Source organism: Alsobacter sp. R-9 (genome assembly GCF_054612375.1).
On sequence record NZ_JBTSWJ010000001.1, the window covers coordinates 227,084 to 252,055 of the forward strand.

General features: G+C 69.3%; 25 protein-coding genes. 12 read left to right on the top strand and 13 right to left on the bottom strand.

From position 1 onward, the window contains the following. Positions 1-54: 54 nt before the first annotated feature. The 7 genes from ACX9GQ_RS01105 (at position 55) to ACX9GQ_RS01135 (ending at position 6,293) form a co-directional block, all read left to right on the top strand. Positions 55-333 carry a hypothetical protein gene (locus ACX9GQ_RS01105; protein WP_459627679.1) on the top strand — a complete coding sequence of 93 codons (279 nt, stop codon included), beginning with the start codon at positions 55-57 and terminating at the stop codon, positions 331-333. A gap of 137 nt (positions 334-470) precedes the next feature. Beyond that, complete coding sequence (fba, locus tag ACX9GQ_RS01110) at positions 471-1,556, top strand: class II fructose-bisphosphate aldolase (RefSeq protein ID WP_459627680.1); 1,086 nt, start codon at positions 471-473, stop codon at positions 1,554-1,556. A gap of 98 nt (positions 1,557-1,654) precedes the next feature. After that, positions 1,655-2,305 carry a thiamine phosphate synthase gene (locus ACX9GQ_RS01115; protein ID WP_459627681.1) on the top strand — a complete coding sequence of 217 codons (651 nt, stop codon included), beginning with the start codon at positions 1,655-1,657 and terminating at the stop codon, positions 2,303-2,305. Continuing rightward, positions 2,302-3,252, top strand: coding sequence for a tetratricopeptide repeat protein (locus tag ACX9GQ_RS01120; RefSeq protein ID WP_459627682.1), 951 nt, complete (start codon positions 2,302-2,304; stop codon positions 3,250-3,252). The genes ACX9GQ_RS01115 and ACX9GQ_RS01120 overlap by 4 nt, the downstream gene beginning before the upstream one ends. 76 nt (positions 3,253-3,328) lie before the next feature. Continuing rightward, positions 3,329-4,129, top strand: a complete 801-nt coding sequence (locus ACX9GQ_RS01125) for an inositol monophosphatase family protein (RefSeq protein WP_459627683.1) — start codon at positions 3,329-3,331, stop codon at positions 4,127-4,129. Positions 4,130-4,296: 167 nt separating this feature from the next. Beyond that, positions 4,297-5,265 carry a flagellar motor protein MotA gene (locus ACX9GQ_RS01130; protein ID WP_459627684.1) on the top strand — a complete coding sequence of 323 codons (969 nt, stop codon included), beginning with the start codon at positions 4,297-4,299 and terminating at the stop codon, positions 5,263-5,265. Continuing rightward, complete coding sequence (locus ACX9GQ_RS01135) at positions 5,262-6,293, top strand: peptidoglycan -binding protein (RefSeq protein WP_459627685.1); 1,032 nt, start codon at positions 5,262-5,264, stop codon at positions 6,291-6,293. Before ACX9GQ_RS01130 ends, ACX9GQ_RS01135 begins: the two co-directional genes overlap by 4 nt. An 81-nt stretch (positions 6,294-6,374) precedes the next feature. Here ACX9GQ_RS01135 and ACX9GQ_RS01140 read toward each other — a convergent pair whose 3' ends face one another. Next, positions 6,375-8,234 (bottom strand): ABC transporter transmembrane domain-containing protein, encoded by a 1,860-nt coding sequence (locus ACX9GQ_RS01140; protein ID WP_459627686.1) that lies wholly within the window; start codon positions 8,232-8,234, stop codon positions 6,375-6,377. 130 nt (positions 8,235-8,364) lie between these two features. Here ACX9GQ_RS01140 and rpmE point away from each other — a divergent pair, with 130 nt between their 5' ends. After that, entirely contained in the window at positions 8,365-8,595 is a 231-nt protein-coding gene (rpmE, locus tag ACX9GQ_RS01145) for a 50S ribosomal protein L31 (protein ID WP_459627687.1), read from the top strand. Positions 8,596-8,704: 109 nt separating this feature from the next. On the opposite strand, the gene ACX9GQ_RS01150 is transcribed toward rpmE, so the two are convergent. Next, positions 8,705-12,226, bottom strand: coding sequence for a PAS domain-containing hybrid sensor histidine kinase/response regulator (locus ACX9GQ_RS01150; protein ID WP_459627688.1), 3,522 nt, complete (start codon positions 12,224-12,226; stop codon positions 8,705-8,707). 190 nt (positions 12,227-12,416) lie between these two features. On the opposite strand from ACX9GQ_RS01150, the gene mscL reads away from it, so the two are divergent. Both mscL and ACX9GQ_RS01160 read left to right on the top strand, forming a co-directional pair. Then, positions 12,417-12,842, top strand: coding sequence for a large conductance mechanosensitive channel protein MscL (mscL, locus tag ACX9GQ_RS01155; protein ID WP_459627995.1), 426 nt, complete (start codon positions 12,417-12,419; stop codon positions 12,840-12,842). 125 nt (positions 12,843-12,967) lie between these two features. Then, complete coding sequence (locus ACX9GQ_RS01160) at positions 12,968-13,402, top strand: hypothetical protein (protein ID WP_459627689.1); 435 nt, start codon at positions 12,968-12,970, stop codon at positions 13,400-13,402. Positions 13,403-13,426: 24 nt separating this feature from the next. Here ACX9GQ_RS01160 and ACX9GQ_RS01165 read toward each other — a convergent pair whose 3' ends face one another. From ACX9GQ_RS01165 to ACX9GQ_RS01205, 9 genes are all read right to left on the bottom strand, one after another. Then, on the bottom strand, positions 13,427-13,672 hold the full coding sequence (locus tag ACX9GQ_RS01165; protein WP_459627690.1) for a hypothetical protein: 246 nt from the start codon (positions 13,670-13,672) through the stop codon (positions 13,427-13,429). A gap of 117 nt (positions 13,673-13,789) precedes the next feature. Continuing rightward, positions 13,790-14,872 carry an AbrB family transcriptional regulator gene (locus ACX9GQ_RS01170; RefSeq protein WP_459627691.1) on the bottom strand — a complete coding sequence of 361 codons (1,083 nt, stop codon included), beginning with the start codon at positions 14,870-14,872 and terminating at the stop codon, positions 13,790-13,792. 521 nt (positions 14,873-15,393) lie between these two features. Beyond that, positions 15,394-16,146: a Crp/Fnr family transcriptional regulator gene (locus ACX9GQ_RS01175; RefSeq protein WP_459627692.1), complete on the bottom strand. Its 753-nt coding sequence runs from the start codon at positions 16,144-16,146 to the stop codon at positions 15,394-15,396. A 170-nt stretch (positions 16,147-16,316) separates the two neighbouring features. Then, the gene (locus ACX9GQ_RS01180) at positions 16,317-16,721 is read right to left on the bottom strand and encodes a response regulator (protein ID WP_459627693.1); all 405 of its coding nucleotides are present in this window, start codon (positions 16,719-16,721) and stop codon (positions 16,317-16,319) included. Between the two features lie 178 nt (positions 16,722-16,899). Next, entirely contained in the window at positions 16,900-17,514 is a 615-nt protein-coding gene (locus ACX9GQ_RS01185; protein WP_459627694.1) for a response regulator transcription factor, read from the bottom strand. Further along, entirely contained in the window at positions 17,511-18,731 is a 1,221-nt protein-coding gene (locus tag ACX9GQ_RS01190) for a two-component system sensor histidine kinase NtrB (RefSeq protein ID WP_459627695.1), read from the bottom strand. Before ACX9GQ_RS01190 ends, ACX9GQ_RS01185 begins: the two co-directional genes overlap by 4 nt. A 227-nt stretch (positions 18,732-18,958) precedes the next feature. Further along, complete coding sequence (locus ACX9GQ_RS01195; RefSeq protein WP_459627696.1) at positions 18,959-19,162, bottom strand: YgaP family membrane protein; 204 nt, start codon at positions 19,160-19,162, stop codon at positions 18,959-18,961. Positions 19,163-19,327: 165 nt separating this feature from the next. After that, positions 19,328-20,764 carry a cytochrome c oxidase accessory protein CcoG gene (gene ccoG / locus ACX9GQ_RS01200; protein ID WP_459627697.1) on the bottom strand — a complete coding sequence of 479 codons (1,437 nt, stop codon included), beginning with the start codon at positions 20,762-20,764 and terminating at the stop codon, positions 19,328-19,330. A gap of 138 nt (positions 20,765-20,902) precedes the next feature. Then, a complete protein-coding gene (locus tag ACX9GQ_RS01205) occupies positions 20,903-21,100 on the bottom strand; it encodes a YgaP family membrane protein (protein WP_459627698.1) in 198 nt (65 codons plus the stop codon). 228 nt (positions 21,101-21,328) lie between these two features. Here ACX9GQ_RS01205 and ACX9GQ_RS01210 point away from each other — a divergent pair, with 228 nt between their 5' ends. Together ACX9GQ_RS01210 and ACX9GQ_RS01215 are read left to right on the top strand one after the other, a co-directional pair. Continuing rightward, entirely contained in the window at positions 21,329-21,724 is a 396-nt protein-coding gene (locus ACX9GQ_RS01210) for a hypothetical protein (protein ID WP_459627699.1), read from the top strand. Positions 21,725-21,816: 92 nt separating this feature from the next. Next, entirely contained in the window at positions 21,817-22,578 is a 762-nt protein-coding gene (locus ACX9GQ_RS01215) for an SDR family NAD(P)-dependent oxidoreductase (protein WP_459627700.1), read from the top strand. A gap of 139 nt (positions 22,579-22,717) precedes the next feature. Here the strand turns inward: ACX9GQ_RS01215 and ACX9GQ_RS01220 are convergent, their stop codons facing one another. Continuing rightward, positions 22,718-23,272, bottom strand: coding sequence for a hypothetical protein (locus tag ACX9GQ_RS01220; RefSeq protein WP_459627701.1), 555 nt, complete (start codon positions 23,270-23,272; stop codon positions 22,718-22,720). Between the two features lie 160 nt (positions 23,273-23,432). Further along, on the bottom strand, positions 23,433-24,872 hold the full coding sequence (locus tag ACX9GQ_RS01225; RefSeq protein ID WP_459627702.1) for a PucC family protein: 1,440 nt from the start codon (positions 24,870-24,872) through the stop codon (positions 23,433-23,435). Positions 24,873-24,972: the final 100 nt, after the last annotated feature.

Here is a 24,972-nt window from a genome sequence, read left to right on the forward strand (position 1 = left end):
TGGTGAGGGGGTAACGTTCTCGCATTGCGAAACCATCGTATTGCGGGTTGACCCATGGCTGAGACAACGGAAGCGATCGTTCTGGAGGTCTTGAGGCGGATCCTCACGGATCTCGGCGAAACCCGGAAGGAGGTCACGGCCTTCCGCGCTGAGATGCAGGTTTTCAGGACCGAGGCCGGTCGCCGGCTCGACGGCCTGGATCAGATGGTCGCCGACAGCCGGCGCGACATGGCGGGGCTGCTGGCGACCGGGACGGCCCTTGCGGGCCACATGCACCAGCGCATCGGCGACCTCGAGTGCAGGCTGGCCCCGCAGAATGTCGCGCGCCCCTAGGGCGGGCGTCCGCCCGGCGCGCGGCAGAACCTTCACCCTCCTTCACGCTTTGTCGCTTTGATGATTTCGGTCGCCTCGAAAATGCTCTAGGGGATTGCCATCGAAGGTCCCCCGACCGCGCGAAGGAGATCACCGACATGGCACGCATCACGCTGAGGCAGCTTCTCGATCATGCTGCCGAGCACGGATACGGCGTTCCCGCCTTCAACATCAACAACATGGAGCAGGCGCTCGCCATCATGACCGCTGCGGACGCGGTCGATGCGCCGGTGATCATCCAGGCCTCCCGGGGGGCCCGCCAGTACGCCAACGACATCATGCTCAAGCACATGATGGACGCGCTGACGGAGATCTACCCGCACATCCCCGTGTGCGTGCATCTCGACCATGGGAATAACGCCGCCACCTGCATGACGGCGATCCAGGCGGGCTTCACGTCCGTGATGATGGACGGCTCGCTGAAGGAAGACGGCAAGACCCCGGGCGACTGGGCCTACAACGTCGGCGTGACGAAGACGGTCGTCGACATGGCCCACCTCGGCGGCATCTCCGTCGAGGGCGAGCTCGGCGTGCTCGGCTCGCTGGAGACCGGAATGGGCGACAAGGAGGACGGGCACGGAGCCGAGGGCAAGCTCAGCCACGACCAGCTGCTCACCAACCCCGCCGAGGCGGTCGAGTTCGTGAAGGCCACCAAGGTGGACGCCCTGGCCATCGCGATGGGCACGTCGCACGGCGCCTACAAGTTCTCCCGCAAGCCCGATGGCGCGATCCTCGCGATGAACGTGATCGAGGAGATCCACCGCCTCCTGCCCAACATGCACCTCGTGATGCACGGCTCGTCCTCGGTGCCGCAGGACCTCCAGGACATCATCAACCAGTATGGCGGGAAGATGCCCCAGACATGGGGCGTGCCGGTCGAGGAGATCCAGCGCGGCATCAAGAACGGCGTCCGCAAGATCAACATCGATACCGACAACCGCATGGCGATGACCGGCCAGATCCGGCGCATCCTCGCCGAGCACCCGGGCGAGTTCGACCCGCGCAAGTACCTCAAGCCCGCCATGGAGGCGATGACCAAGCTGTGCAGGCAGCGGCTCGAGGAGTTCGGCACGGCCGGAAAGGCCTCGAAGATCGGCAAGGTGATCCCGCTCGCCGACATGGCGAAGCTCTACGCCAGCGGGAAGCTCGACCCCACCTTCGCGACCGCTAAGGCCGCCGAGTAGGACCTTCGTCCGGCAACGGGTTGAAGCGAAGCGGGGAGGCGGGTTAAACACCGCCTCCCCGTCTGTTTTCCAGACGTGATTTCGGAAGCTGTTCCGCGATGAACGAGCGCGCCCGCCTTGTCCTGGTCACGCCGGCACCCGCCGAGGGGCAGGAGTGGCCGTCCGACCTCGGGTCCCGGCTGGCACAGGCGCTCGAAGCCGGCCGCGTGGATGCCGTGATCCTGCGCCTGCCGCAGCAGGACGACCGGACGCTGATCAAGCTCGTGAAGCCGCTGGTGCCGATCGTCCAGGACCGTGGCGCCGCACTGCTCCTCGAGGACGCGATCGCGATCGTGCCTCGCGCCGGCGCGGATGGCGTGCACCTGACGGGGCCCTCGCGCCTGGCCGAGGCGCTGGAGACGCTGCGGCCGCAGGAGCGGATCGTCGGGGTCGGGGGCCTGCGCGCGCGGCACGACGCCATGGAGGCGGCCGAGGCCGGGGTCGACTACGTCATGTTCGGCGACCGTCGTGCCGATGGCTCCGTGCCTCCGGACGGTGCCATCGTCGAGCGGGCCGCGTGGTGGGCGGAAGTCTTCGAGACCCCCTGCGTCGCCTGTGTCCACGATCTCGGCGGCGTCCAGGCCATGACCGAGACGGGCTGCGAATTCGTGGCGCTCGGATCGGCGGTCTTCGATCATCCCGATGGACCCGCGAGCGCCGTCCGGCAGGCCCTCGAGTCCATCGCCTCGGCAACGGTCCCCCAGCGGTGAAGCGCGCGGCGGCCATCGTCGCTGCGCTCCTCGCCGCGGCGCCCGCCCTTGCCCAAGGCGGCCTGGCTCCCGGCAGTGCTTCGCCGCTCCCTGCGGCCACGGCCGCCGCGACCACGACGCCGCCCGACCTGGCCTACGGGGCTTTCCAGCGCGGGCTCTATCTCACCGCGTTCCGCGAGGCGACACGCCGCATCTCGCTCGATCCGAGCGATGCGGCGGCCATGACCCTGATCGGCGAACTCTACGCGAACGGGTTCGGCGTCCGGCAGGACTGGGCCAAGGCGGCCGACTGGTACAGGCTCGCGGTGCAGCGCGGCGATCCGCAGGCCTCGTATGCGCTGGCGATGATCCTGCTCGACGGCCGGGGAGGAACCAAGGACCCGGCCGAAGGGCGACGCCTTCTGGAAACGGCGGCGGATGCCGTGCCGGCTGCGGCCTACCACCTCGGCCTCCTGCTCCTGGAGGCCAACAAGCCGGAAAGCGACCGGCGCGCGGCAGAGTTGTTCCGCCGGGCCGGCGAGGCCAGCAACACCGACGCGCAATACGCCCTCGCCGTGCTCTACCGCAGCGGACGGGGCGTCGAGAAGGACCCCACGGAGGCGGCCATCCTGATGGCCCGCGCGGCGACGGCCCGGAATACGGCGGCCGAGCTGGAATACGGGATCATGCTGTTCAACGGCGACGGCGTGAACCGCACCGAGCAGGGAGCGGCGAAGTTCTTCCTGCGTGCCGCCGAGAAGGGCAACGCGGTCGCGCAGAACCGCCTCGCCCGGCTTTACGTCGCCGGCCGCGGTGTCCCGAAGGACCTCGTGGAAGCGGCGAAGTGGCATTACCTGGCGGGGCTTCGCGGCATGAGCGACCCCTGGCTCGACGACCAGCTGAAGGAGTTGACCGCGGCGCAGCGCACGCGCGCGGAGGGCGCCGCGCGAAAGTGGCTGGGCGACTGACGCGGAGCCGACTTGACGCGCGGGCTCACATGGCGTTGATCCTGCGCTCCCCGTTCCGCCCGCCCGGAGGCCCGCCATGATCCGCTCGCCCGTGATGACCGTGATGGTCGATGCCGTGATGAAGGCGGCAAAGGGGCTGCGGCGCGACTTCGGCGAGATCGAGAACCTGCAGGTGTCTCGCAAGGGACCGGGCGACTTCGTCTCTGCGGCCGACCACAAGGCGGAGAAGGTGCTGCGCGAGGCCCTGGAGCGGGCGCGGCCCGATTTCGGCTTCGTCATGGAAGAGAGCGGCGTCGTCGAGGGCAAGGACGGCCAGCACCGCTGGCACATCGACCCGCTCGACGGTACGACGAACTTCCTCCACGGCATCCCGCACTGGGCGATCTCGGTGGCTCTCGAGCGCGAGGGCACGCTCGTCGCCGGCGTGGTCTACGACGGGGCGAAGGACGAACTGTTCATCGCCGAGCGCGGCAAGGGCGCCTTCCTGAACAACCGCCGCATCCGCGTCTCGGCCCGGACGGACGTGGCTGACAGCGTCTTCGGCACCGGCATTCCCAGCCTCGGCCGCCGCGATCATCCCGGTTTCCTGAAGCAGGTCCGCCACGTGATGATGCGGACCGCCGGCGTGCGCCGCTTCGGCTCCGCCGCCCTCGACCTCGCCTACGTGGCGGCCGGCCGCATGGAGGCCTACTGGGAGCAGGGCCTCAACTCGTGGGATGTCGGTGCCGGCGCCCTTCTGGTGAGGGAAGCCGGTGGCTTCGTCAGCGATGCCTTCGGCAAGGACGAGGTGCTCGGGGCGGACACGATCGTAGCGGGCAACGAGGCGATGCACCGCGCCCTGCTGGACATGCTCAAGCAGGCACGCGCCGAAGCCTGAAGCGGCGTCCCCGCCGCCCAAGGCGAGCACAAGCCCGGCATCCGCGCGAGGCCGGGGCGGGCCTTCCCGGCAGATGGCCGGGGTTCGCCGCGTTTTCGCCGCTCCGGCCGGCTTGATTGCGGCCGCGCGGATGGCGAACATGCGTCACCGTCCCCGATGTGAGTCCCATGGCCGCCATCCTCGAAACGCGCCGCCTCTCTCCGCCCCGGGTCTACCTGCTGCGGATGCTGGTGTTCGTCATCCTGGCGGGCCTGCTGGCGACGATCCTGTACCGCTCGATCGTCGAGGCGTTCTTCGCGAACCCCGGGTTGAACGGGACGATCCTGGGCGTCCTTTTCATCGGCATCATCCTCGCGTTCCGCCAGGTCATCCGCCTGTTCCGCGAGGTGCGCTGGGTCAACACGTTCCGGCTGAACGACCCGGGCATCCTGCCGCCCGAGCCGCCCGTCCTGCTGATGCCGATGGCCACGCTGCTGTCGAAGGGGCGGGCCGGGATCACCACGGTGATGCTGCGCTCGATCCTTGATTCCGTCGGCGTCCGCCTGGACGAGAGCCGCGACATCAGCCGCTACCTCACCGGCCTGCTCGTGTTCCTCGGGCTGCTCGGCACCTTCTGGGGCCTGCTGGAGACGGTGTCCTCCGTCGGCAAGGTGATCGAAACGATGCGCGGCGGCTCGGACGCGGCCAACATGTTCGAGGACCTGAAGCGGGGTCTCGCGGCGCCGCTGGGCGGCATGGGCATCTCGTTCTCGTCCTCGCTCTTCGGCCTCGCCGGCTCGCTGGTGCTGGGGTTCCTCGACCTGCAGGCGGGCTCCGCGCAGAACCGCTTCTACAGCGAGCTCGAGGACTGGCTCACCACGACGGTGATCGAGCCGACCGCCGAGCTGCTGCCGCCGCAGGAGGGGGGTGAGGACGTCCGCACCGCCCTCGAGCGACTGACCCGCAGCATTGCGGAGGGCGGCAGCAGCCGCGCCACGAATGCAGCCCTGGCCAGCCTAGCCGAGGGCATCCAGGCTCTCGTCCAGCACATGCGCGCCGAGCAGCAGATCATCCGCGACTGGGTCGAGTCGCAGGCGGCGCGCGAGGCCGAACTCCAGAAGGTGCTGGAGCGGCTGGCCCCCGAGGACCGCCGATGATCGGGTCCCGGGCCCGGCGCGGCTATCGAGCGGTCGACTACTGGCCCGGCTTCGTCGATGCCCTGTCGACGCTGGTCCTGTCGATCGTCTTCCTGCTCTCCGTCTTCATGCTGGCGCAGTTCTTCCTCAGCCAGCAGGTCACGGACAAGGACACGGCCCTGTCGCGGCTCAACCGCCAGATCAGCGAACTCACCGATCTTCTTGCGCTGGAGAAGATCAACCGGAAGACCCTTGAGGACAACCTTGCCGCGCTCACGACGACGCTGCGGTCGGCGGAAGCGGAACGCGGGCGGCTGCAGGCGCTGGTCGATTCCAACAGCGCCAGCGCTGCCGCTGCGGGCAGCCAGGCAGGTGCCCTCACGAAGCAGCTCGAGGCGGAGAAGCAGGTCTCGGCCCGGGCCATGTCGCAGGTCGAGATCCTCAACCAGCAGATCGCCGCGCTGCGGCGGCAATTGGCCGCCCTCGAGCAGGCGCTGGACGCCTCCGAGCAGCGCGACCGGGAAAGCCAGGCCCGCATCGCCGACCTCGGCTCGCGCCTCAACGTCGCGCTCGCGCAGAAGGTGCAGGAACTGGCGCGCTACCGCAGCGAGTTCTTCGGGCGGCTTCGGCAGGTCCTCGGCAACCGCTCGGACATCCGCGTCGTCGGAGACCGGTTCGTCTTCCAGTCGGAGGTGTTCTTCGACGCCGGGCAGGCGGGCGTGAACCCCGCCGGACAGCAGGAGCTCGACAAGCTGGCGGCAGCGCTCGTCGACCTCGACCGGGAGATCCCGGCGGACATCCCGTGGGTGCTGCGCGTCGACGGCCACACGGACAAGCGGCCGCTGTCCGGTGCGGGCGTCTTCAAGTCCAACTGGGACCTGTCGGCCGCGCGTGCCATCTCCGTGGTGCGCTACCTCGTCGACAAGGGCGTTCCGCCGAACCGGCTCGTGGCGGCAGGCTTCGGCGAGTTCCAGCCGCTGGAACTCGGCGACAGCGACGAGGCGCTCCGCCGCAACCGCCGCATCGAGCTCAAGATGACGGAGCGCTGACGCCGCGGGCCGCGCGGGTCCATCGACCCTTCCGGCCTGCGCTCGGTGGCGGTGTGAACAGGACGGGTCGCCCGACCTCGCTCACTCTGCCGCGCGGTCCACCGCGAGCGCAGCGGCCCCGGCCTCGAACTGCAGGCGGGCGAGGCGGGCATAGAGGCCGCCTCGCGTCACCAGTTCGGCGTGGGTACCCTCCTCGACGATCCGGCCGCCATCCATCACGAGGATCCGGTCTGCCTTCAGCACCGTGGCGAGGCGATGGGCGATGACGATGGTCGTGCGCCCTTCCATCAGGCGGTCGAGCGCGCCCTGCACGAGCGTCTCGCTCTCGGCATCGAGCGCCGAGGTGGCCTCGTCGAGCAGCAGGATCGGGGCGTCGCGCAGGACGGCGCGCGCGATGGCGATGCGCTGGCGCTGGCCGCCCGACAACGTGACCCCGCGCTCGCCGATCCGGGTGTCGTAACCCTGCGGCAGGGCGCGGATGAAGCCGTCCGCGGCCGCCCACTCGGCTGCGCGGCGGATATCGTCCATCGACGCGTCCTGCCGGCCGTAGCGGATGTTGTCGGCGATGGTCGAGCCGAAGACGACCGCATCCTGCGGGACGAAGGCGAGCCTGCGGCGGAGTTCCTCCGGGTCGGCTTCCTTCAGGGGAATGCCGTCGACGATCACCTGTCCGTGCTGCGGATCGTAGAAGCGCAGGATCAGCTGCACGATCGTGCTCTTCCCGGCGCCGGACGGGCCGACGATCGCGACCCTCTCGCCCTGCCGCACGGAGAAGGTGAGCCCCTCCAGGACCACGCGGTCCGGCTGGGTGGGGTAGGCGAAGGAGACCTCCTCGAACGCGACCGTCCCCGTGGCCGGGGTCGGCAGGGGCCGCGGACGGGCGGGGGCCTCGATGCGCGGCTCCACCGACAGGATCTCGGCGATGCGGCCGGCGGCCCCGGCGGCCGCGCTCACCTCGCCCCAGACCTGGGAGAGCTCGCCCAGCGCGCCGGCCGCGAAGACGGCGTAGAGCACGAACTGCGAGAGCCGGCCGGCGGTCATCCGGTCGGCCAGCACGTCCTGCGCTCCGTACCACAGCACGGCCACGACGCTGGCGAAGATGAGGAAGATCGCCACTGCGGTGAGCACCGACCGGGCGAACGTCGCCGTGCGGGACGCATCGAAGGCTTCCTCGGCGGCGTCGGCGAAGCGATCGACGGTGAGCTTCTCGGCGTTGAAGGCCTGCATCACCCGTGTCGCGCCGATGGCCTCGGTGGCGTAGGCGGACGCGTCGGCGAGGCGGTCCTGGGCGAGACGCGTCCGCCGGCGGACGGACCGCCCGGATGCGACGAGCGGCAGGACGATGACCGGAATGGCCAGCAGGACCAGCATCGACAGGCGCGGGCTTGTGATCACCATCATCGCCACGGCGCCGAGGAACAGCACGAGGTTCCGCAAGGCGACGGACGCGCTGGCCCCGAAGGCCGACTTGATCTGCGTGGTGTCGGCGGTGAGGCGGGAGACGATCTCGCCCGACTTCACCGTGTCGTAGAACCCGGGGTCGAGCCGTGTGAGGTGACGGAAGACGGCGGCGCGGACGTCGGTCATGACGCGCTCGCCCAGCGTCATCACGAGATAGTAGCGGGTCGCGCTGGCCACGGCGAGCACGGCCACGACCACGATCATGACCACGAAATAGCTGTCGATCAGCCCGTGCTGGTCGGCGCCGAAGCCGTAGTCGATGACGCGGCGCACGGCGAGCGGGATGGCGAGGGTCGCGCCGGAGGCGAGGACAAGCGCCACCAGCGCCATGACGATGCGGCCCCGGTACGCCAGCGCGTAGGGCAGCAGCGGCAGCAGGGACCGCAGGGACGTGCGGTCCGCGGCGGCCTTGCGGTCGTCGGCCGTGGACCGGGGGGCGGCGTCGGCGGGCTGGGCGTTGTTCGCGTTGGAGGCGCTCATCGGGGGGCGGTTCTGCTCTGCGGGTCGTTCATGCTTGTGTGCAGGCAAGGCCTGCGCTATAGGGGCGCGACTTCATTCCAAGGCTCTATACAGACATCGGGCCGCCGCGGCGACCTCCGAGGACTGCATCATGAAGACCGACATCCATCCCGCCTACCACACGATCAAGGTCGTGATGACCGACGGCACCGAGTTCTTCACCCGCTCCACCTGGGGCAAGGAGGGGGACACGATGCAGCTCGACATCGACCCGAAGACCCACCCGGCGTGGACCGGCGGCCAGCAGCAGCTGCTCGACCGCGGTGGCCGCGTGTCGCGCTTCAACAAGCGCTTCGAGAGCTTTGGCCTCGGCAAGAAGTAAGGACCGGCGGCCGCTGCCTGACCGGCGGCCGGCCCCTCATCCTGCTTCGACGAACTCCAGAGCCCCGGCTTGCCGGGGCTTTCTGCGTTGGTAGAGCCTCCGTCCCGCGTCACTCGGCCGCGGAGAGGGTTGCGCGCCACTGCGCCAGCAGGGCCCGCAGCGCCGCCGGCTTCAGCGGCTTGTTGAGCACGTGGACCCCCTTGGCGGCGGCCGCGTCGCGCACGGCGGGCGAGCGGTCGGCCGTCAGCAGGACGGCGGGCGTCTCCCGTCCGAGCTTCCATCGCAGGGTCGTGATGGCGTCGAGGCCGTCCCCGTCGTCGAGGTGGTAGTCCGCGACGATGATGTCCGGCGTCACCTTGCGCCGCTTCATCCCCTGCTCCGCCTCCTTGGGCGAGGCTGCGGTGACGACGGTGCATCCCCAGCCGCCGAGCAGGGTGCGCATGCCGTCGAGGATCGCCGGCTCGTTGTCGATGCACAGCACCACGAGGCCCGCGAGCGGCGCGGCCGGGTGAGGCGCGTCCTCTCGGGTGGCGCGGGCGGCCGGGACCGGGGCCGTGACCGGGACCTCGACCGTGAAGACGGAGCCCTTGTTGAGCTGCGACCTCAAGCGGATCGAATGGTCCAGCACGCGGCCGATCCGTTCGACGATCGACAGGCCGAGGCCGAGGCCGCGGGCGACGCGGGCCCCCTGGTCGAGGCGCTGGAACTCCCGGAAGACGGTCTTCAGCTTGGAGGGCGGGATGCCGAGGCCCGTGTCCCACACCTCGACGCGCAGCCTGCCCTTCAGCCGGCGGACCCCGACGAGCACCCGCCCGGACGGCGTGTACTTGATGGCGTTCGAGACGAGGTTCTGCAGCAGCCGGCGCAACAGTCGCCGGTCCGAGCGGACCGTGAGCGAGCAGGGCACGAAGACGAGGTCGAGCGCCTTCTCCCTTGCCACGGGCTCGAACTCGACCTTGAGCTGGCCGAGGATATCGTCGATCCGGAAGCTCGACAGTTCGGCCTTCATCGCGCCGCTGTCGAGCCGCGAGATGTCGAGCAGCGCGGTCAGGATCTCCTCGACCGCCTCCAGCGAGGCGTCCACGTTCTGGGCGAGGCGCGCATCCCCGCCGGTCCGGTCGCGCTCGACGAGCGAGGTGGCATAGAGCCTCGCCGCGTTGAGCGGCTGGAGAATGTCGTGCGAGGCGGCGGCGAGAAACCGCGTCTTCGAGACGTTCGCCTCCTCGGCCTCCGCCTTGGCGCGGCCGAGCTCCTCGTTGAGGCGGAGCAGTTCCTCGGTGCGTTCGCGGACGCGCCGCTCCAGCGTCACGTTGGCCTGCTCGAGGGCCTCCTCGGCTTCCACCGACGACGTGATGTCGGTGTAGGTGGTGACGATGCCGCCATCCGGCATGTGCGCGGAGCGGATCTCGACCACCTTGCCGCTGTCGTGCAGCCGCAGCCGCACCGGTTCGAGGTCGTTGACGAAGCTTTCGAGGCGGGCGGCCACGAACTCGTCCGCTTCGCCGGGGCCGTAGGATCCGCGCTCGGCGTTGAACCGCACGATCTCGTCGAGGCCCGTTCCGGCGCGGGCCAGTTCGCTCGGCAGGCCGAACAGGTCCTGGAACTCGCGGTTCCAGCACATCAGCCGGAGGTCCTTGTCGAACACGGTGATGCCCTGGCGGGCATGGTCGAGCGCGTGCTGCAGCAGGTCGCGGTTGTACTGGATCGCGGCCGAGGCGTCGTCGAGCAGCTTCAGGGCAGCCTTCTTGCTGACGTTGCGCCGGCGCAGGAGAAGGGACAGCACGAGCCGGGACGACGCGGCGCCGATGGCCGACGCCAGAAGGTGCTCGGCATAGCGCAGGAGGTGGATGTCGGCATCGCGCATCGCGTCCAGCCGCACGCCCCGGCTGCGCGCGAAGGCCTCGAACGACGCCTGCGTCTGCTCCTGACCCAGGTAGCGGGCGACGGTGGTGCGCAACTCGTCGACGGTGACGGACGTCCGCCACAGCCGGAAGGTCTGCGCCATCACCGGCATGTCCGGGGAGACGAAGGCGCTCGCCTGCAGGCGCTCGATGGGCGTCGCCGGCCGGGCCAGCGAGAAGGCGACGTAGCAGGCCGTGTTGGCGAGGAGGCTGACGAGGGCGCCGCGCGTGATCTCGGGGACGCCCAGCGTGAACTGGCCACTCGGCATCAGGTGCCCGAGCCAGTCGAAGCCGAGCGCTCCGATGGCGTTGGCGACCGTCTCGGGCTCCGAGATCGAGGGGATGAAGAGCATGGCCGCCCACACGACGAGGCCCGTCGCGAGCCCGGCCGTGGCACCCAGCGCGTTGCCGCGGCGCCAGAAGAGGCCGCCGAAGAAGGCCGGTGCGATCTGTGCGATGGCGGCGAAGGAGATCAGGCCGATCGATGCGAGGGCGGCCGCGCCGAGGTTCTTGTAGTAGACGTAGGCGAACAGCATCAGCAGGACGATCGCCACGCGCCGCACGGCCAGGATCAGCCCGCCCATGTCGCCTGTCGGCGCCCGGCCGGACAGGGCTCGCCGCCGCAGCATCAGTGGGATGACGAGGTCGTTGGAGACCATGATGGCGAGCGCCACCGATTCCATGATCACCATGGCCGTCGCCGCCGAGAGCCCGCCGATGAAGGCGAGCATGGCGAGCATCTCGGCACCGTGGCGCATCGGCAGCGACAGGACCGTCATGTCCTTGTCGCTGCCGGGCGGCAGCAGCAGGTCACCGGCCAGCGACAGGGGTACGACGAAGATGTTGATGAGGACGAGGTAGAGCGGGAACATCCACGCCGCGCGGCGCGTGTCGTCCTCGTCCCGGTTCTCCACCACGGTGACGTGGAACTGGCGCGGCAGGAGCAGGATGATCATGCCCGACAGCGCGGTCGTCACGAGGAACGAGACGATCCCCGAACCACGCTCGGCGATAGGCACGATGTCGGGCCGGGCCGCGACCTTGGCGAAGATGTCGCCGATGCCGTCGAACATCCAGTAGGAGACGAACACGCCGACGGCCAGGAAGGCCACCAGCTTGACGAGCGACTCCATCGCGATGGCGAGGATCAGGCCGTCCTGGTGTTCGGTGGCGTCGACGTGGCGGGTGCCGAAGGCGGTGGCGAAGCCCGCAAGGATGAGGGCGATGAAGAGCGCGAGGTCTCCGAAGGCCGGCGTGGCGCGCGCCACCGTGCCGGGCTCGACGTAGTCGATCAGGGCGGTGAGCGAGCCCGCGATCGCCTTCAACTGCAGGGCGATGTAGGGCACGCAGCCGATGACCGCGATCAACGCCACGAGCGCTGCCACGCGTTCGCTCTTGCCGTAGCGCGAGGCGACGAAGTCGGCGATGGAGGTGATGTTCTGGGACTTCGCCAGGCTGACGACACGCCGGATCAGCCGGTGGCCCAGCATGATCACGAGGATCGGGCCGATATAGATCGCGAGGAAGTCGAGACCGGATCGGGACGCCAGACCGACGGAACCGAAGAACGTCCACGACGTGCAGTACACGCCCAGCGCGAGGGCGTAGATGGTCGGGCGGCCGGCGCCCGCCATCCAGCGGCGACCGGTCGTGTCGCCGTAATGTGCGACGGCGAAGAGGGCGCACATGTAGCCCAATGCGGCGAGAACCACCGCCCAACTGGCGAGCATGCCGCTCCGTCCCCCCTAAAGCCGCCATCGGCACTGTATAACCGAGGGCGGCGCGGCGGAAGTCGCTGTCAACCCGGATGACGCTGCCGCCGGCGGCTTGACAATCGTCGATCCCGGTTCACGACTTGTCGCGGCAGGCGCGTCGGGGACGGACGTGCCCGGAGAGAGTGCACGAGGAGGGGCCATGGCCATCATTCAGGAGTTCAAGGATTTCGCGATGAAGGGGAACGTCGTCGACCTCGCCGTGGGCGTGGTCATCGGCGCCGCCTTCACCAAGATCGTCGACTCCATCGTCGGCGACCTCATCATGCCGGTCATCGGCGCGATCACCGGCGGGCTCGACTTCTCGAACTACTATCTGCCGCTGTCCTCGGCGGTGAAGGGCGGCATGGCCTACGAGGAGGCGAAGAAGGCGGGTGCCGTCTTCGGCTACGGCAGCTTCCTCACCAACGTGGTGACCTTCGTCATCGTCGCGTGGGCGCTGTTCATCGTCGTGAAGGGCATCAACCAGCTGCGCCGCAACCAGGCTGCCGCGGCTCCCGCCGCCCCGCCGCCGCCGACGAAGGAGGAGGTGCTGCTGACAGAGATCCGCGATCTCCTCGCCAGGAAGGCCTGATCCGGCGCACCACCTGCGCCTCGCCGAGGCGAAGGGCTGAGGATCATCACGGACTCCGGAAACCGGAGCGGCATGCCCATCTGGGCACAGACAGCGGCCGCCGGGCGGCCGACGGAGTGACGATCATGACGGCATCATCCGGCTGGACGAGGACGGCGCTGGCGACTGCTATGGCCGTCGCCGGCTTCGTCGCAGCCCGGCCGGCCCTGGCCCAGGACTGCACCTGGGGCCAGCCCGGCTATCGCGACTGCGTCGACGCGAAGATCCGCAAGCTGAAGGAGGCGGAGGCGTCCGGGCAGGCGAAGCCGTCATTCCCCACCGCGCCCGCCAATCGGCGTGCGCCGCAGCTGACGCCGCTGACCGACTACGACATCGAGCAGCCGGTGATGCCCGCGCCACCGGGTTCGGCCGATCCCCGGGCGATGCGCCAGAACCAGAAGGCGCTGGACCGGAACCTCACGATCATGCGCCGCGACGCGGTGCGACCGCCCATCATGCCGCCGACGCGCGATCCGTTCCCGCCGATCCCGGGGCGGATCTGTCCGTCGCAGGGCTGCTGAGCGGGCGGTACGCCGCCGAGCGGGTCAGTACTTCGCGCGCACCGTCGCCGGTGCGGTGACCGGCGCGCAGGAATAGGTGCGGTACCAGCCGTGGGCCCACCGCTTGGGCGGCGATTCGCACATCCCCGTGTAGCGCGCCGACAGCGGCACGTCGTTTCGGGCCACGACGGCGCCACGGAACTCTCCGTCGTAGGAGATCACGGTCGGACCGGGTCCGGTGGCGCAGCCGGCGAGCAGAGCCGCGGCAGCGGTGACGATCACGAGTCGCATGAACAACCCCTAGTTTCGAATCAGCCTGCCGAACGGTAGCGGCTCCTCCGGAACGAGGGAATCGTCTCCGGAACGATCGTGCGGCTGCACGGGGAACGCGGCCGCTCCCGTTCCGGTTCAGTCCGCGTCGGCCCGGGCGATCTCGGGGCGCATCCGGATCACGAACGGCACGAGCACGGCCACGAAGACGAAGCGGAAGAGGTGGTGCACGCTCACGTAGAGCGGGTCCAATCCGAGGGCGACGGCCAGCACCGTCATCGCCTCGAGCCCGCCGGGCGCGAAGGCGATCGCCGCGGGACCGAACTCCACGTCGACGATCATCGTCACCAGCCAGGCGAAGGCGGCGGCCACGGTGAGTGCCGTCGTCACCGACAGTGCCGTCGCCGGCAGGATGCGGACCAGCTCGGCGGCGTTCACCGCCCGGAAGCGCTGGCCGATGAACACGCCGACCAGCACGAAGCCGAGGATGACGATCGGCTGGGGCATGGCGCCGGTGACCGTTCCCGTCCCCGTGAGCAGGGCACTGGCGGCCATCGCGCCCATGATCATCGGGCCGGCGATCCGCAGGCGTTCGAACAACCACGATCCGGCGAAGGCCGCCGCGAACACGACGGCCAGAGCACCGGCGCCCATGTTCACGGGGACCGCCGATGGCGGCGGCGCGGCATTCTCCACGGCCGTGATGGCGGTCGGCAGGATCATCACCAGCACGAAGATCCTGCAGGTCTGGAGCAACGCGATCCGCGCGACGTTGGCCCGGACGGAGGCCGCGATGATGAGCACCGCGGTCAGCGATCCGGGCGCAGAGGCGAAGAACGCGTCGCGCAGCGGCCAGCCGCAGAACCGCACCAGAATCACCGTCGACGAGGCGAGGATGGTGATCATCCCCAGCGCCAGCAGGGCAAGGCTGACGGGGAAGGTGGCGATGGCCGACACGGCCTCCGGAGTGACGGATGCGCCCATGGTGGTCCCCGCGAGCAGCATCGCGAGGTCGCGCAGCGTGGGGACCATCGGCGGCGCCAGCCTCAGGGCGCCGAGCACGATGGTGGCGATCATCGAGCCCGTCAGCCAGGGCGCGGCCACGCCGGCCCGATCGCACAGCCAGCCGCCGGCGAGGGCCGCGCCGATCGGCCATGCCTGGGCCAGGGCACCGCGCAGCACCCCCGCGAGTGTCGACCGATGGGGCGGGGCAGAGGCCATGGGCTCGAAAAATCTGCTGCGAGGCGGGGCGGTTGACCTCGATCAATGAAGGCCGCACCGGCGCGCGTCAAATTACGACCATCGTGGACGGCAGGGGACACCCCGCCGGCGAGGCCCCCGGAAGGGCGGCGGCGCAGGGCCGGGAGAGACGGCCGTCGACAGCGAATCCATGGCGTTACACTGCGCCGTGGGCCGGGGCGCCCGGCACGGTCTCGGGGGAGCCGTGCCGGGTGCTTCCCTTTTTGCAGGGCTGGTGAGCGCCGAAGCGCCGGCCTGCTCCCTCTTCCAGATGGTGGAGCCCTTGGGTCCTGGCGCCCGGCCGTCCTGCGCCGTCGCCGCACCACGCGGAGGTCCGCTCGATGCCTCCGCCGAACGCGCGCCCATCCATCGGCAGCGGCCGTCGCCGCCGGCCAGCCAAAGAAAAAGGCCGCCCGGAGGGCGGCCTAGTGTGTCTGCGGGAGGAAGTCGGGGGCGAGGAGGTGCCCCCGGGACAACGGCCGGCTGGCGGCCGCAGCGGGTGGTCAGTGCGAGCCCGTGACCTTGCAGAGCCTGCACACGTTGGCGATCATGACCTCGTCGTGACGTCCGTAGACGAGCAGTCCTTCGCGCCGCAGATGCGAGAAGGCCCGGCTGACGGTTTCCAGCGTGAGGCCGAGATAGTCGGCGATCTCCTGGCGCGTGAGCGGCACGCGGACGTTGACCTGGTCCTTGCCGGCCGGGCCGACGCAGCCCTGCCCGCCGCGATTCGGCACGAGCCGCATGAGGAACGTGGCGACGCGCTCGATCGCGGACTTGCGGCCAAGGAGCACGGCGTGGTCATGCAGGGCGCACATCTGCGCCTTCATGCGCTCCGCGATGAGGGCCTGGACCGCCGGCGAGCCGTCGACGGTGGCGCGGTCGTAGGCGACGATGCGGGCGGGGGTGAGCGTCTCGGCGCAGACGTCGTGAAGGCGGGTGGTCGTCAGGCCGAAGACGTCGCCCGAGCCCAGAAGCTCGATGATCTGGCGGCGTCCGTCCGGGAGGAGCTTCGACAGCATCACCGCGCCCTCGAGAATGACATAGACGGCACGGGCGTCGTCACCCTCGTCGATGACGGTGGAGCGCGGTTCGAAATCGAGGTGGCGTCCGGGCTTCTCGGCCGGCTCGGCGGCGCGGTCTTGGCGGGAGATCCCTAGCGTCCAGCGCGCGTCGTGCTTGGGCGGAGTGCGGTCACGGTCGTAGTCCGGGAGACGGTGTTCCGAGCGGGGGTCTTGGCTGCGGGTGTCGAGGGACATGGCAGGGTTCCGGAACAGCGGACCGTCAGGCCGCCATTGGCCTTAGCCGGTCCGGGCGGGAGATTTCCCGGTTGATCAAAAGCTAACCGGCGCTCCTCGAATTGTGCATCGGGAAGCGTGCGTAAGCACTGCTACGGACATCGAAAGGGGAATGTTTCGGGGAGGCCGTCTCAGACGATCTGGGCGATGATCTCGCCCGACAGCGGCTTGCGGAACAGCTCGATCCCGTCGAGGCCGCGAATCTGTTTCGCGATCGCCACCTGCGACTGGCCGGTGATGGCGATGACGCGCGGCGGATCCTTCATTTCCTGCAGCCAGCGGATCACGCCGGCGCCGCTGATGCCGGGGAGAAGGAGGTCGACGATGATGATGTCGTCCGATCGCGGCGGCGCCGCCTCGAAAAAACTTTCAGCATCCGGATAGGCGTGGACGACGTGGCCCATGCCGCGCAGGAAGGTGAGCAATGAATCGCTCACTCCCGGGTCGTCTTCGACAATGTGCACGGCCACGGTATCACCTGATCCGAAGAGGTCCGCCGGGGAGTTGGAGGCATGCCTCCTCCGAGCCGAGCTCACGCTTGATCATGATCAAAGATAATGTCTCAAGCGGGAGGCGGACCATAGGTAGTGTCACTGACGGCCTGGACGCGGACGCACCGCGTCGCCGCAGCTCCTGCATCGGGGGATGAAGGAAAGTGTGGGCCGGTTTCGTGTCGGGCGATAGCCCGTAGGACTGCGGAGCCCGCCTGCCCCGTCAGTGGCGCCTTGCGTCCGAATAGACGATGCGGACGAGGTCGGCGGTGTTGCGCGCGCCGAGCTTCTCCATGATCCGGGCGCGATGGACCTCGATCGTGCGGGGGCTGATGCCGAGCTGCCGGCCAGCCTCCTTGTTCGACGCTCCCAGCGCGATCCGCTCCAGCACCTCGCGCTCGCGGGGCGTCAGCTGCTCCTCGCCGACGAAGGCGCCGAGGGTGGGCTCCGTGGTGCGCTGGCGGGCGAGGATGGCCTCGCGCACCCGCTCGACCACCGTGTCCGCGTCGAAGGGCTTTTCGACGAAGTCGTGGGCGCCCTGCTTGATCGCCTCGACCGCCATCGGGATGTCGCCCTGGCCGGAGATCATGAAGATCGGCGCCGCGTAGTGCGGGCCGAGCTCGCTCAGGATGTCGAGGCCCGAGCGACCGGGCATGTGGACGTCGAGGATCACGCAGGCGGGTGTGCGAAGCTTCGCCGCGGCGAGGAACGACGGTCCGTCGGGAAAGGCTGCGACGCGGTAGCCCTCGAGCTCGAAGACGAGGCGCAGCGCGTCCCGGACGGCCGAATCATCGTCGACGATGAAGATTTCGCCTTCGATGGCGATCGCACTGCTCATGCTTCTGCTCCGCTCCCCGCCGATCGAAGGTCGCGGGCGGTGGTGGGGGTTTCTTCCGTGTCGTCGTCCGTCTCGGCCTCGGCCACGACGGGCAGACGCAGTTCGAACCGCGCGCCCCGGCCGTCGCCGCCGGGATCGACCGTCAGGTCGCCCGCATGGTTCTGGGCAATCGCCCGCGAGATCGACAGGCCGAGGCCCATGCCGGTCCGCTTCGAGGACGAGAACGCCTTGAAGAGCGTCGGGACCATGGAGGCCGGCAGACCCGGACCGTTGTCCTCCACGGCAATCACGAACGTGTCGCCCTGCCGCTCGGTGCTGACCCTGACGATCCCGTCCTGCCGGCCCTTCAGGGCCTCGAACGCATTGCGCAGGAGGTTGACGACGATCTGCTGGATCTGGATGGGGTCGAGGACCGCCGGTGGCAAGTTGCGGGAAAAGCTGCGCTCCATGCGGGCGTCGGTTCGAAGACCGAGGAGCGTCAGCTCCACCGCCTCCTCGACCACCGCATTGAGGTCGACGGTCCGGCGCTGCGGCTCCCGTTTCTCCACGAACTGGCGCATCCGGCTGATGATTCCGCCCGCCCGTTCCGCTTCATGGACGGCCTTCTCCAGCACTTGCCGGAACACCTCCGGCGAGGTGGGCATGCCCGTCTCGCTGCGGGCCAGCGTCCTGTTGGCAGCCTGCAGGTAGAGCATGATGGCGGTGAGCGGCTGGTTCAGCTCGTGCGCGAGGGCGGCGCCCATCTCGTCCATGGCCGAGACGCGGGCCATGTGGACGAGATCCGCCTGGAGCTCGTTGACCCGACGCTCCTGTTCCTTGCGGGGGCGCAGGTCGCGGATGATGCCGATGAACTGACGGCCTTCCGGGGTTTCGGTCTCTCCCACCGACAGCTCGACGGGGAACTCCGTGCCGTCCCTGTGCCGGGCGCGCACCTCCCGGCCGATGCCGATGATGCGGCGGTGGCCGGTGGTCATGTAGTTGTGCATGTAGACGTCGTGCGCCGACGAATAGTCGGACGGCATGATCAACCTGATGTTGCGGCCGAGCGCCTCCTTCGGCGAATAGCCGAACAGCTTCTCGCAGGCACGGTTGAAGACGAGGATCTGCGCCCGCTCGTTGATCACGAGGATGGCGTCCACCGCCGTGTCCAGGACACTTTCCAGCCGCGCCGCCGACACGGACATGGTCGCGCTCTCGTGCTGGTCCGGTTCGCCCATGCCCGTCTCAACCCTCGCCCCGTCAGAATCCTGCCCCGCGCCGGCGAGCGTGGCAAGCGATCCAATGGGAGAATTACGTACCCAAGGGGCCTGGGGTCAAGCGGGGTGGGCGCGTGCTAGTGTCACGCGGCGCGGACACGGCCTTGCGCGCCTGATACGAACCAGCGCTCCGGGGCCGGGAGGGCGGAACGGGTTTCCGCCCGGCCCGGGAGAGTGAATGCGAGGCGTCAGCGGGCCGCGCAGGTCGAGATCCCGGCGACCTTGTACAACTTGCAGCTGCCCGCCACCGCGCTCAGCATGGGCAGGACGCCGAGCCAGCCGATCCAGTTCCAGCCGGTCTGCGGCGCCCAGTAGGGAAGGGCGACGGCCACCATCGCCAGTCCGAGGTAGAAGCGGATGAGGCGGTCGAACCCGCCGACGTTGCGCGTCATCTGAGGTCTCCGGTCGTGATGCTTCCGTGCCTCGCACGGACGATCCTCCCGGTCTTTGTCGCCGCACAACGAGCGCGACTTTGCTGCAACGCAAAAATACTACCAAAGTTGTGCTGCAGTGCGGCATGGCCGGCGCCGCCGAGGCGCCGCCGGCGTCGTCCGCGGTCAGTTCGGAATGAAGTGTTCGCGGGCCTTCGTCGCCTCTCCCGACGGCGCAGTTGCCCGGAAGACGACATCGGTGGAGCGCTCGGGTATCGCGCCGCGCGGCACGGACAGCAGCACGCGGATCTCGCGGGTCTGGTCGGGGCCGACGGTCACCAGGTTACGGCCATCCGCCGCAGGGGGCTCGCCGACGATCGTGACGACGGCCTGCGGCAGGCCCTCCACCGCGATCTCGAACGTCCGGTCCTCGGCCGCCTTGTTGAGCAGGCGTACGGTGTAGCCGTTGCGGACGCCTCCGTCCGAAAGCCGGGTGAACAGGGGGTTGCGGTCGTGAAGGACGTTGATGTCCATCGTGACCCTCGTCGCCAGCGCATAGCCCATGATGCCGAGCACGGCCGCGATGATGGCGACGTACAGCATCGTCCGTGGCCGGACCACCCGGTAGACAGGAGGCTCGCCACGAGCGCGGCGCTCCATGTTCATGTCCGTGTCGTAGCCGATCAGTCCCGTGGGCCGACCGATCTGCGTCATCACGGTGTCGCAGGCGTCGATGCAGAGCCCGCACTGGATGCAGCCCAGCTGCAGGCCGTTGCGGATGTCCACCCCCGTCGGGCAGACGGCCACGCACTGGTGGCAGTCGACACAGTCACCAACGTGTTCGCCTGCGGCGCGCGCATGCTCGGCCTTCTTGACCGACATCCTCGGTTCGCCGCGGTCCTTCCTGTAGGTGACGTTCAGCGCGTACTCGTCGGTGAGCGCCGCCTGGATTCGCGGCCACGGGCACATGTAGATGCACACCTGCTCGCGCATGTGGCCGGCGAGCGCGTAGGTGGTGAAGGTGAGGATGGCGATCCAGAGATAGGCGACGAGCGGCGCCTGAAACGTGGCGAGTTCGCGCACCAGCGTCGGCGCATCGGAGAAGTAGAGCACCCAGGCTCCACCCGTCCACCACGCGATCATCAGCCAGATCGTGTGTTTCAGGATCTTCTGCGAGACGATCTCGAGATCCCAGGGCCCCTTGTCCTTGCGCATCCTCTCGCGTCGGTCGCCCTCGACCCAGCGCTCGACCGCGTAGAAGAGGTCGGTCCACACGGTCTGCGGGCACATGTACCCGCACCAGATGCGCCCGGCGACCGCGTTCATCAGGAAGAGCGTCATCGCCGCGACGACGAGGAGGCCGGTGAAGAAGTAGATTTCCTGCGGCCAGAGCTCGATGAAGAAGAAGTAGAAGCGCCGCCGCGGGAAATCGACGAGGACGGCCTGGTCCGGCAGGTTCGGGCCCCTGTCCCACCGCACGAAGGGCAGCAGGTAGTAGACGCCGAGTGACAGGGCGAGGATGGCCCACTTGATCCGCCGGAACGTCCCGCTCACGGCCTGCGGGTAGATCTGCCTGCGAGCGGCGTAGAGTGGGCCCTCGATATGAGTCTCGCCGTCGGACATGCGGATGTCTCTCGTGCTGCTTCCACCGCCGGCCATGCCCGGCGGTCAATTCGGGCCTGGTCCCGGATCACCACCGGAGTGATGGCCGGTCGGGCGGGCCGGCGCCTTGACCAAGGGCAAGGCGCCGTGACGTCCCGCTCAGTTGGCGCTCTTCACCGGGCAGGTGTTGAGGCCCAGAAGCGTGTAGGCCGGGCAGAAGCCCATCAGCGCGGTCGCGAGCGGCACCACGCCGATCCAGCCCCACAGGCCGACGGTGCCGGTGGCGGCAAGGACGATGAGGGCGAGGCCGACGACGATCCGCAGGATGCGGTCGATGCCTCCGACATTGGCGGTCATGCTGATCTCCCCTGAGCTGGCGTCCCCTCTCCGGGAACGCGGCCATTTGAGCCGACTCGGGCCGGCGGGTCGGTGACGCCGTCACATTGCCCGCGGGGGGGCGGCTCCGGACGACTACGGACGCCCCCTCTCGGCTATTTGATCAAGTCGCCCAGCGTCGCTTACCAGATGTCAAGATACCGCATGGCAAGACCGTGCAACTGGTGGTTGTGGTCAGGGAGGGGGACGATGTCGGTGGCCAGCGGACTTGGGCTCGCCGTCGCTCGCGACCGGGCCACGCTTTCCGTCCTGAAATCCCTTCTCGTCGAACTCGGCTACGACACCGAGGGCGTGACATCCGGCACCGATGCGGTACGCGAGCTTAAGCGGCTCCGACCGGCGGTGGTGGTGGCGACGTACGGGCAGGCGCCCGTCAACGGATATGGGCTCTGGGCGCTGATGCAGAGCACGCCCTCGCTCGCCGAAGTGCCCTTCGTGCTTGCGCTCACCCAGTTCGAATACACGCGGCTGACGAACGAGGGGCGCGAGATGCCCTCGAACCTCATCATCCCCTTCGGCGCCTCCAGTCTGGCCCGGGCTATCGAGCGATCCCGGACGGGGGTCGTCGACGTCTTCGAGATCTAGGACGGCCGGCGCTTTCCCTTGACCGGGCGCGCCATTGTGGTCGATTGACCCCTGTCCGTCGGGATCATCCCCCGCGGAAAAGGGAGTGCTCGATGAAGCTCGACTCTGTTCCCGCCATCGTCACCGGAGGCGCGTCCGGCCTCGGCGCCGCAACCGCCCGGGCCCTCGCCGGAGCCGGCGCGCGCGTGACGGTCCTCGACATGAACGTCGAGGGTGCCAAGGCCGTTGCCCGCGAGATCGGCGGCGTCGCCTTCGCCTGCGATGTCACCGATTCCGCCAGCGCCGAATCGGCCGTCGCCGCGGCACGCGAGGCCCATGGCGCGGCACGGATCCTCGTGAACTGCGCGGGCATCGCGCCCGCCGCGCGGATCGTCGGGAAGAACGGGGCGATGGCGCTCGATGCCTTCGCAAGGGTCATCCAGGTCAACCTGATCGGAAGTTTCAACCTGATGCGCCTCGTGGCGGCCCAGGCCGCCTCGCTGCCGACGCTCGAAGGCGGCGAGCGCGGCGTGATCATCTCCACGGCGTCCGTGGCGGCCTACGAGGGCCAGATCGGACAGGCGGCCTATGCGGCCTCGAAGGCGGGCATCGTCGGCCTGACCCTGCCCGCGGCGCGGGAACTCGCCGCGATCGGCGTCCGCGTCTGCGCGATCGCGCCGGGGATCTTCGAGACACCGATGCTCAGGGGGCTTCCCCAGGAGGTGCAGGACAGCCTCGGCGCCGCCGTTCCCTTTCCCTCGCGTCTCGGCAAGCCTGAGGAGTACGCGCGCCTCGTTCTCGCGATCGTCGACAACCCGATGCTCAATGGCGAGACGATCCGTCTCGACGGAGCGCTGCGGATGCAACCGCGCTGATCGGTTCTTCCGGCACCGGTTGAACGAACAAAGGCGGCCGAAGGGCCGCCTTCTTCTTGAGCAGGGCTTCCGCTCGACGGTCGTCGACCTGACCTCGGCGCCGCGCGAGGTTCGCTCGCTTCGGGCCGGGGAAAGCGTCTCAGGCCGACTCGCGCTCTTTCGTCAGGAGCGGCAGGCCGAGGGCTGACGAGAACGGGGTCGTACTCCCGCTGATGAGCTTGGCCTTGGGGGCCTGGCTCTTCGAGAGCATTGGCAGGCCGAGCATGCCGGAGAAGCTCCACGACTTCGCGATCGCCGGGAAGGACGGCCCGGACAGTATGAGCGCGTCGCTGTCCAGAAGCACCGGCAGATAGTTGTTGTAGCGCTGCGGGTGGCTGGGCGTCGATTCGACGTAGAGGTTGACGTTCTCCACGCCGGCGTCGATCGGGCCATGGGCGTCGAGGATATCGCTCGCCCAGAGAGCCTGGCCGAACGGCGCGCGCACGACGACCAGGGCCCCGCCCTGCGCCAGCCGTTCCGCAAAGGCGCCGGCGGACGAGGGATTGACCCCCGCGGTCACGATGGCGTCGGCGACGCCTTCCACGGCCACGAACCGGTCCATGTGGACGCGGGCGAGGCCCTCTTCCTCGAGCTGTGCCATGGCGGCGTCCGCCTGCTCGAGGGCTCCGTAGTATCGCGTGATGATGGTCGTCATGACCCCCTCCGACAATCGCTTCACCCCGGGCCGACGTCCGTTCCGGACGAGGTCCCGCCAGTCCAGTCGCATCGGCACGGGGAGTGTCCCCGTGCGGAATGGCGTCTCCGGCCGTTCCAGCCCGCGGCCCGTGGCCGGGGCTGTCCCGCCTCGTGACTTCTCAGCCTCCCGCGGCGCCCGCCTGTTCCGGCAGCGCCATGACGGAGGCCTCCCTGTCCCTTCGGGCCCCGAACAGGGGGACCATCGCGACGAGGGTCGCGAGCAGAAGCGCAATCTCGATCCCGTACACCACGATGTAGGGGGTGGCCTCGCCCAGTCCAGCGCCACGCGCAGCCACGACATCCCTGATGATGCCCCCCGACGCGACGGCGACGCCTGCGGCGGAGGCCTGCACGGCGCCCCAGGCGCCGAGCGCCAGCCCGGCCTGCTCGGGCGGTGCCATGTTCATGGTGGCTGTCAGCGTGCCGTGCCCGAACAAGCCGGCGCCGAAGCCGACGAAGAAGGTGCCCGCGCCGAAGAGGAGCGCGGAGGCCAGCGAACCCGAGAGGATCACCGCGCCGAAGGCGGGAATGCCGACGAGTACTCCCAGCGCCGCCATCCGGAACGGGTCGAAGCCACGGCTCAGCACGCGGGAGGCCAGCCAGAAGCCGCCGAGGCCGCCGATGGCGAAGGTCGCGGTGAGCTTGGTCGTGTCGGCGACGGCGAGCCCCAGAACCTGCCCGCCATAGGGCTCGAGCAGCACGTCGGCCATGCCGAAGCCCATGGTGCCGAGCCCGACGGCGACGAGGCGGTGCCGCGCGTTGGCGCCGGCGATGAAGTCATCCCATGCGTCGCGGAAATGCCCCCGGCGCCCGGGTGCGGAGGCCTCCGCGAGGGCCGCGCGGCGGCGGTCGCGGGACTCCTGCTTCCACATGGCGACGACGTTGAGCACCACGGTGACGACGGCGGCCGCCTGGATCACCTGGACGAGCCGTCCGGGCGTGAAGTCGCTGAGCAGGGCGCCGAACACGAATGCGCTGACGATCATGCCGACGAGCAGCATGACGTACATGAGGCCGACGACGCGGGGCCGCGCCTCCGGCGGCGCGAGGTCGGTGGCCAGCGCCAGCCCGACCGTCTGCACCATGTGCAGCCCGGCTCCCACGAGCAGGAAGGCGACGGCTGCGCCGGCCTGCCCGATCCAGGCGGGCAGGTGGGCCGACTGTCCCTGGTGGGCCAGCACGAGCAGCGCGAAAGGCATGACGGCAAAGCCGCCGAACTGCAGCATCGTGCCCTTCCAGATGAAGGGAACGCGGCGCCAGCCGAGGGCCGACGCGTGAACGTCGGACCGATGGCCGATGAGGGCGCGGAACGGCGCGAAGATCAGCGGCAGCGAGATCATGATGCCGACGAGCGAGGCGGGCACGTCGAGCTCGACGATCATCACGCGGTTCAGGGTGCCGACGAGCATGACGAGCGCCATGCCGACCGTGACCTGGAACAGCGACAGCCGCAGGAGTCGCGACAGGGGGAGGTCCGGTGTCGCGACGTCTGCGAAGGGCAGGAAGCGTGGGCCGAGGCTGACCCAGGCGCCGATGGCCTTGCTGCTCAGGCTGTTCATGGCATTCCCCGACCGGTCGCCGCCCGCGTGACGCGGAGCGCCGGAGAGACGAAGCGGCAGCGAGCGGCCGGAACGATTGATCCCGGCCGCCGCGATCCCG

Bases quoted from the DNA above. Each gene is read 5' to 3' on its own strand.
- ACX9GQ_RS01160 (WP_459627689.1), top strand. From the start codon at position 12,968: ATGACGGCATCATCCGGCTGGACGAGGACGGCGCTGGCGACTGCTATG.
- ACX9GQ_RS01135 (WP_459627685.1), top strand. From the start codon at position 5,262: ATGATCGGGTCCCGGGCCCGGCGCGGCTATCGAGCGGTCGACTACTGG.
- ACX9GQ_RS01125 (WP_459627683.1), top strand. From the start codon at position 3,329: ATGATCCGCTCGCCCGTGATGACCGTGATGGTCGATGCCGTGATGAAG.
- ACX9GQ_RS01175 (WP_459627692.1), bottom strand. From the start codon at position 16,146: ATGTCCCTCGACACCCGCAGCCAAGACCCCCGCTCGGAACACCGTCTC.
- ACX9GQ_RS01195 (WP_459627696.1), bottom strand. From the start codon at position 19,162: ATGACGCGCAACGTCGGCGGGTTCGACCGCCTCATCCGCTTCTACCTC.
- ACX9GQ_RS01215 (WP_459627700.1), top strand. From the start codon at position 21,817: ATGAAGCTCGACTCTGTTCCCGCCATCGTCACCGGAGGCGCGTCCGGC.
- ACX9GQ_RS01165 (WP_459627690.1), bottom strand. From the start codon at position 13,672: ATGCGACTCGTGATCGTCACCGCTGCCGCGGCTCTGCTCGCCGGCTGC.
- ACX9GQ_RS01190 (WP_459627695.1), bottom strand. From the start codon at position 18,731: ATGGGCGAACCGGACCAGCACGAGAGCGCGACCATGTCCGTGTCGGCG.
- fba (WP_459627680.1), top strand. From the start codon at position 471: ATGGCACGCATCACGCTGAGGCAGCTTCTCGATCATGCTGCCGAGCAC.
- ACX9GQ_RS01210 (WP_459627699.1), top strand. From the start codon at position 21,329: ATGTCGGTGGCCAGCGGACTTGGGCTCGCCGTCGCTCGCGACCGGGCC.
- ACX9GQ_RS01185 (WP_459627694.1), bottom strand. From the start codon at position 17,514: ATGAGCAGTGCGATCGCCATCGAAGGCGAAATCTTCATCGTCGACGAT.
- ACX9GQ_RS01170 (WP_459627691.1), bottom strand. From the start codon at position 14,872: ATGGCCTCTGCCCCGCCCCATCGGTCGACACTCGCGGGGGTGCTGCGC.
- ACX9GQ_RS01205 (WP_459627698.1), bottom strand. From the start codon at position 21,100: ATGACCGCCAATGTCGGAGGCATCGACCGCATCCTGCGGATCGTCGTC.
- ACX9GQ_RS01150 (WP_459627688.1), bottom strand. From the start codon at position 12,226: ATGCTCGCCAGTTGGGCGGTGGTTCTCGCCGCATTGGGCTACATGTGC.
- ACX9GQ_RS01225 (WP_459627702.1), bottom strand. From the start codon at position 24,872: ATGAACAGCCTGAGCAGCAAGGCCATCGGCGCCTGGGTCAGCCTCGGC.
- ACX9GQ_RS01115 (WP_459627681.1), top strand. From the start codon at position 1,655: ATGAACGAGCGCGCCCGCCTTGTCCTGGTCACGCCGGCACCCGCCGAG.
- rpmE (WP_459627687.1), top strand. From the start codon at position 8,365: ATGAAGACCGACATCCATCCCGCCTACCACACGATCAAGGTCGTGATG.
- ccoG (WP_459627697.1), bottom strand. From the start codon at position 20,764: ATGTCCGACGGCGAGACTCATATCGAGGGCCCACTCTACGCCGCTCGC.
- ACX9GQ_RS01140 (WP_459627686.1), bottom strand. From the start codon at position 8,234: ATGAGCGCCTCCAACGCGAACAACGCCCAGCCCGCCGACGCCGCCCCC.
- ACX9GQ_RS01105 (WP_459627679.1), top strand. From the start codon at position 55: ATGGCTGAGACAACGGAAGCGATCGTTCTGGAGGTCTTGAGGCGGATC.
- ACX9GQ_RS01220 (WP_459627701.1), bottom strand. From the start codon at position 23,272: ATGACGACCATCATCACGCGATACTACGGAGCCCTCGAGCAGGCGGAC.
- ACX9GQ_RS01130 (WP_459627684.1), top strand. From the start codon at position 4,297: ATGGCCGCCATCCTCGAAACGCGCCGCCTCTCTCCGCCCCGGGTCTAC.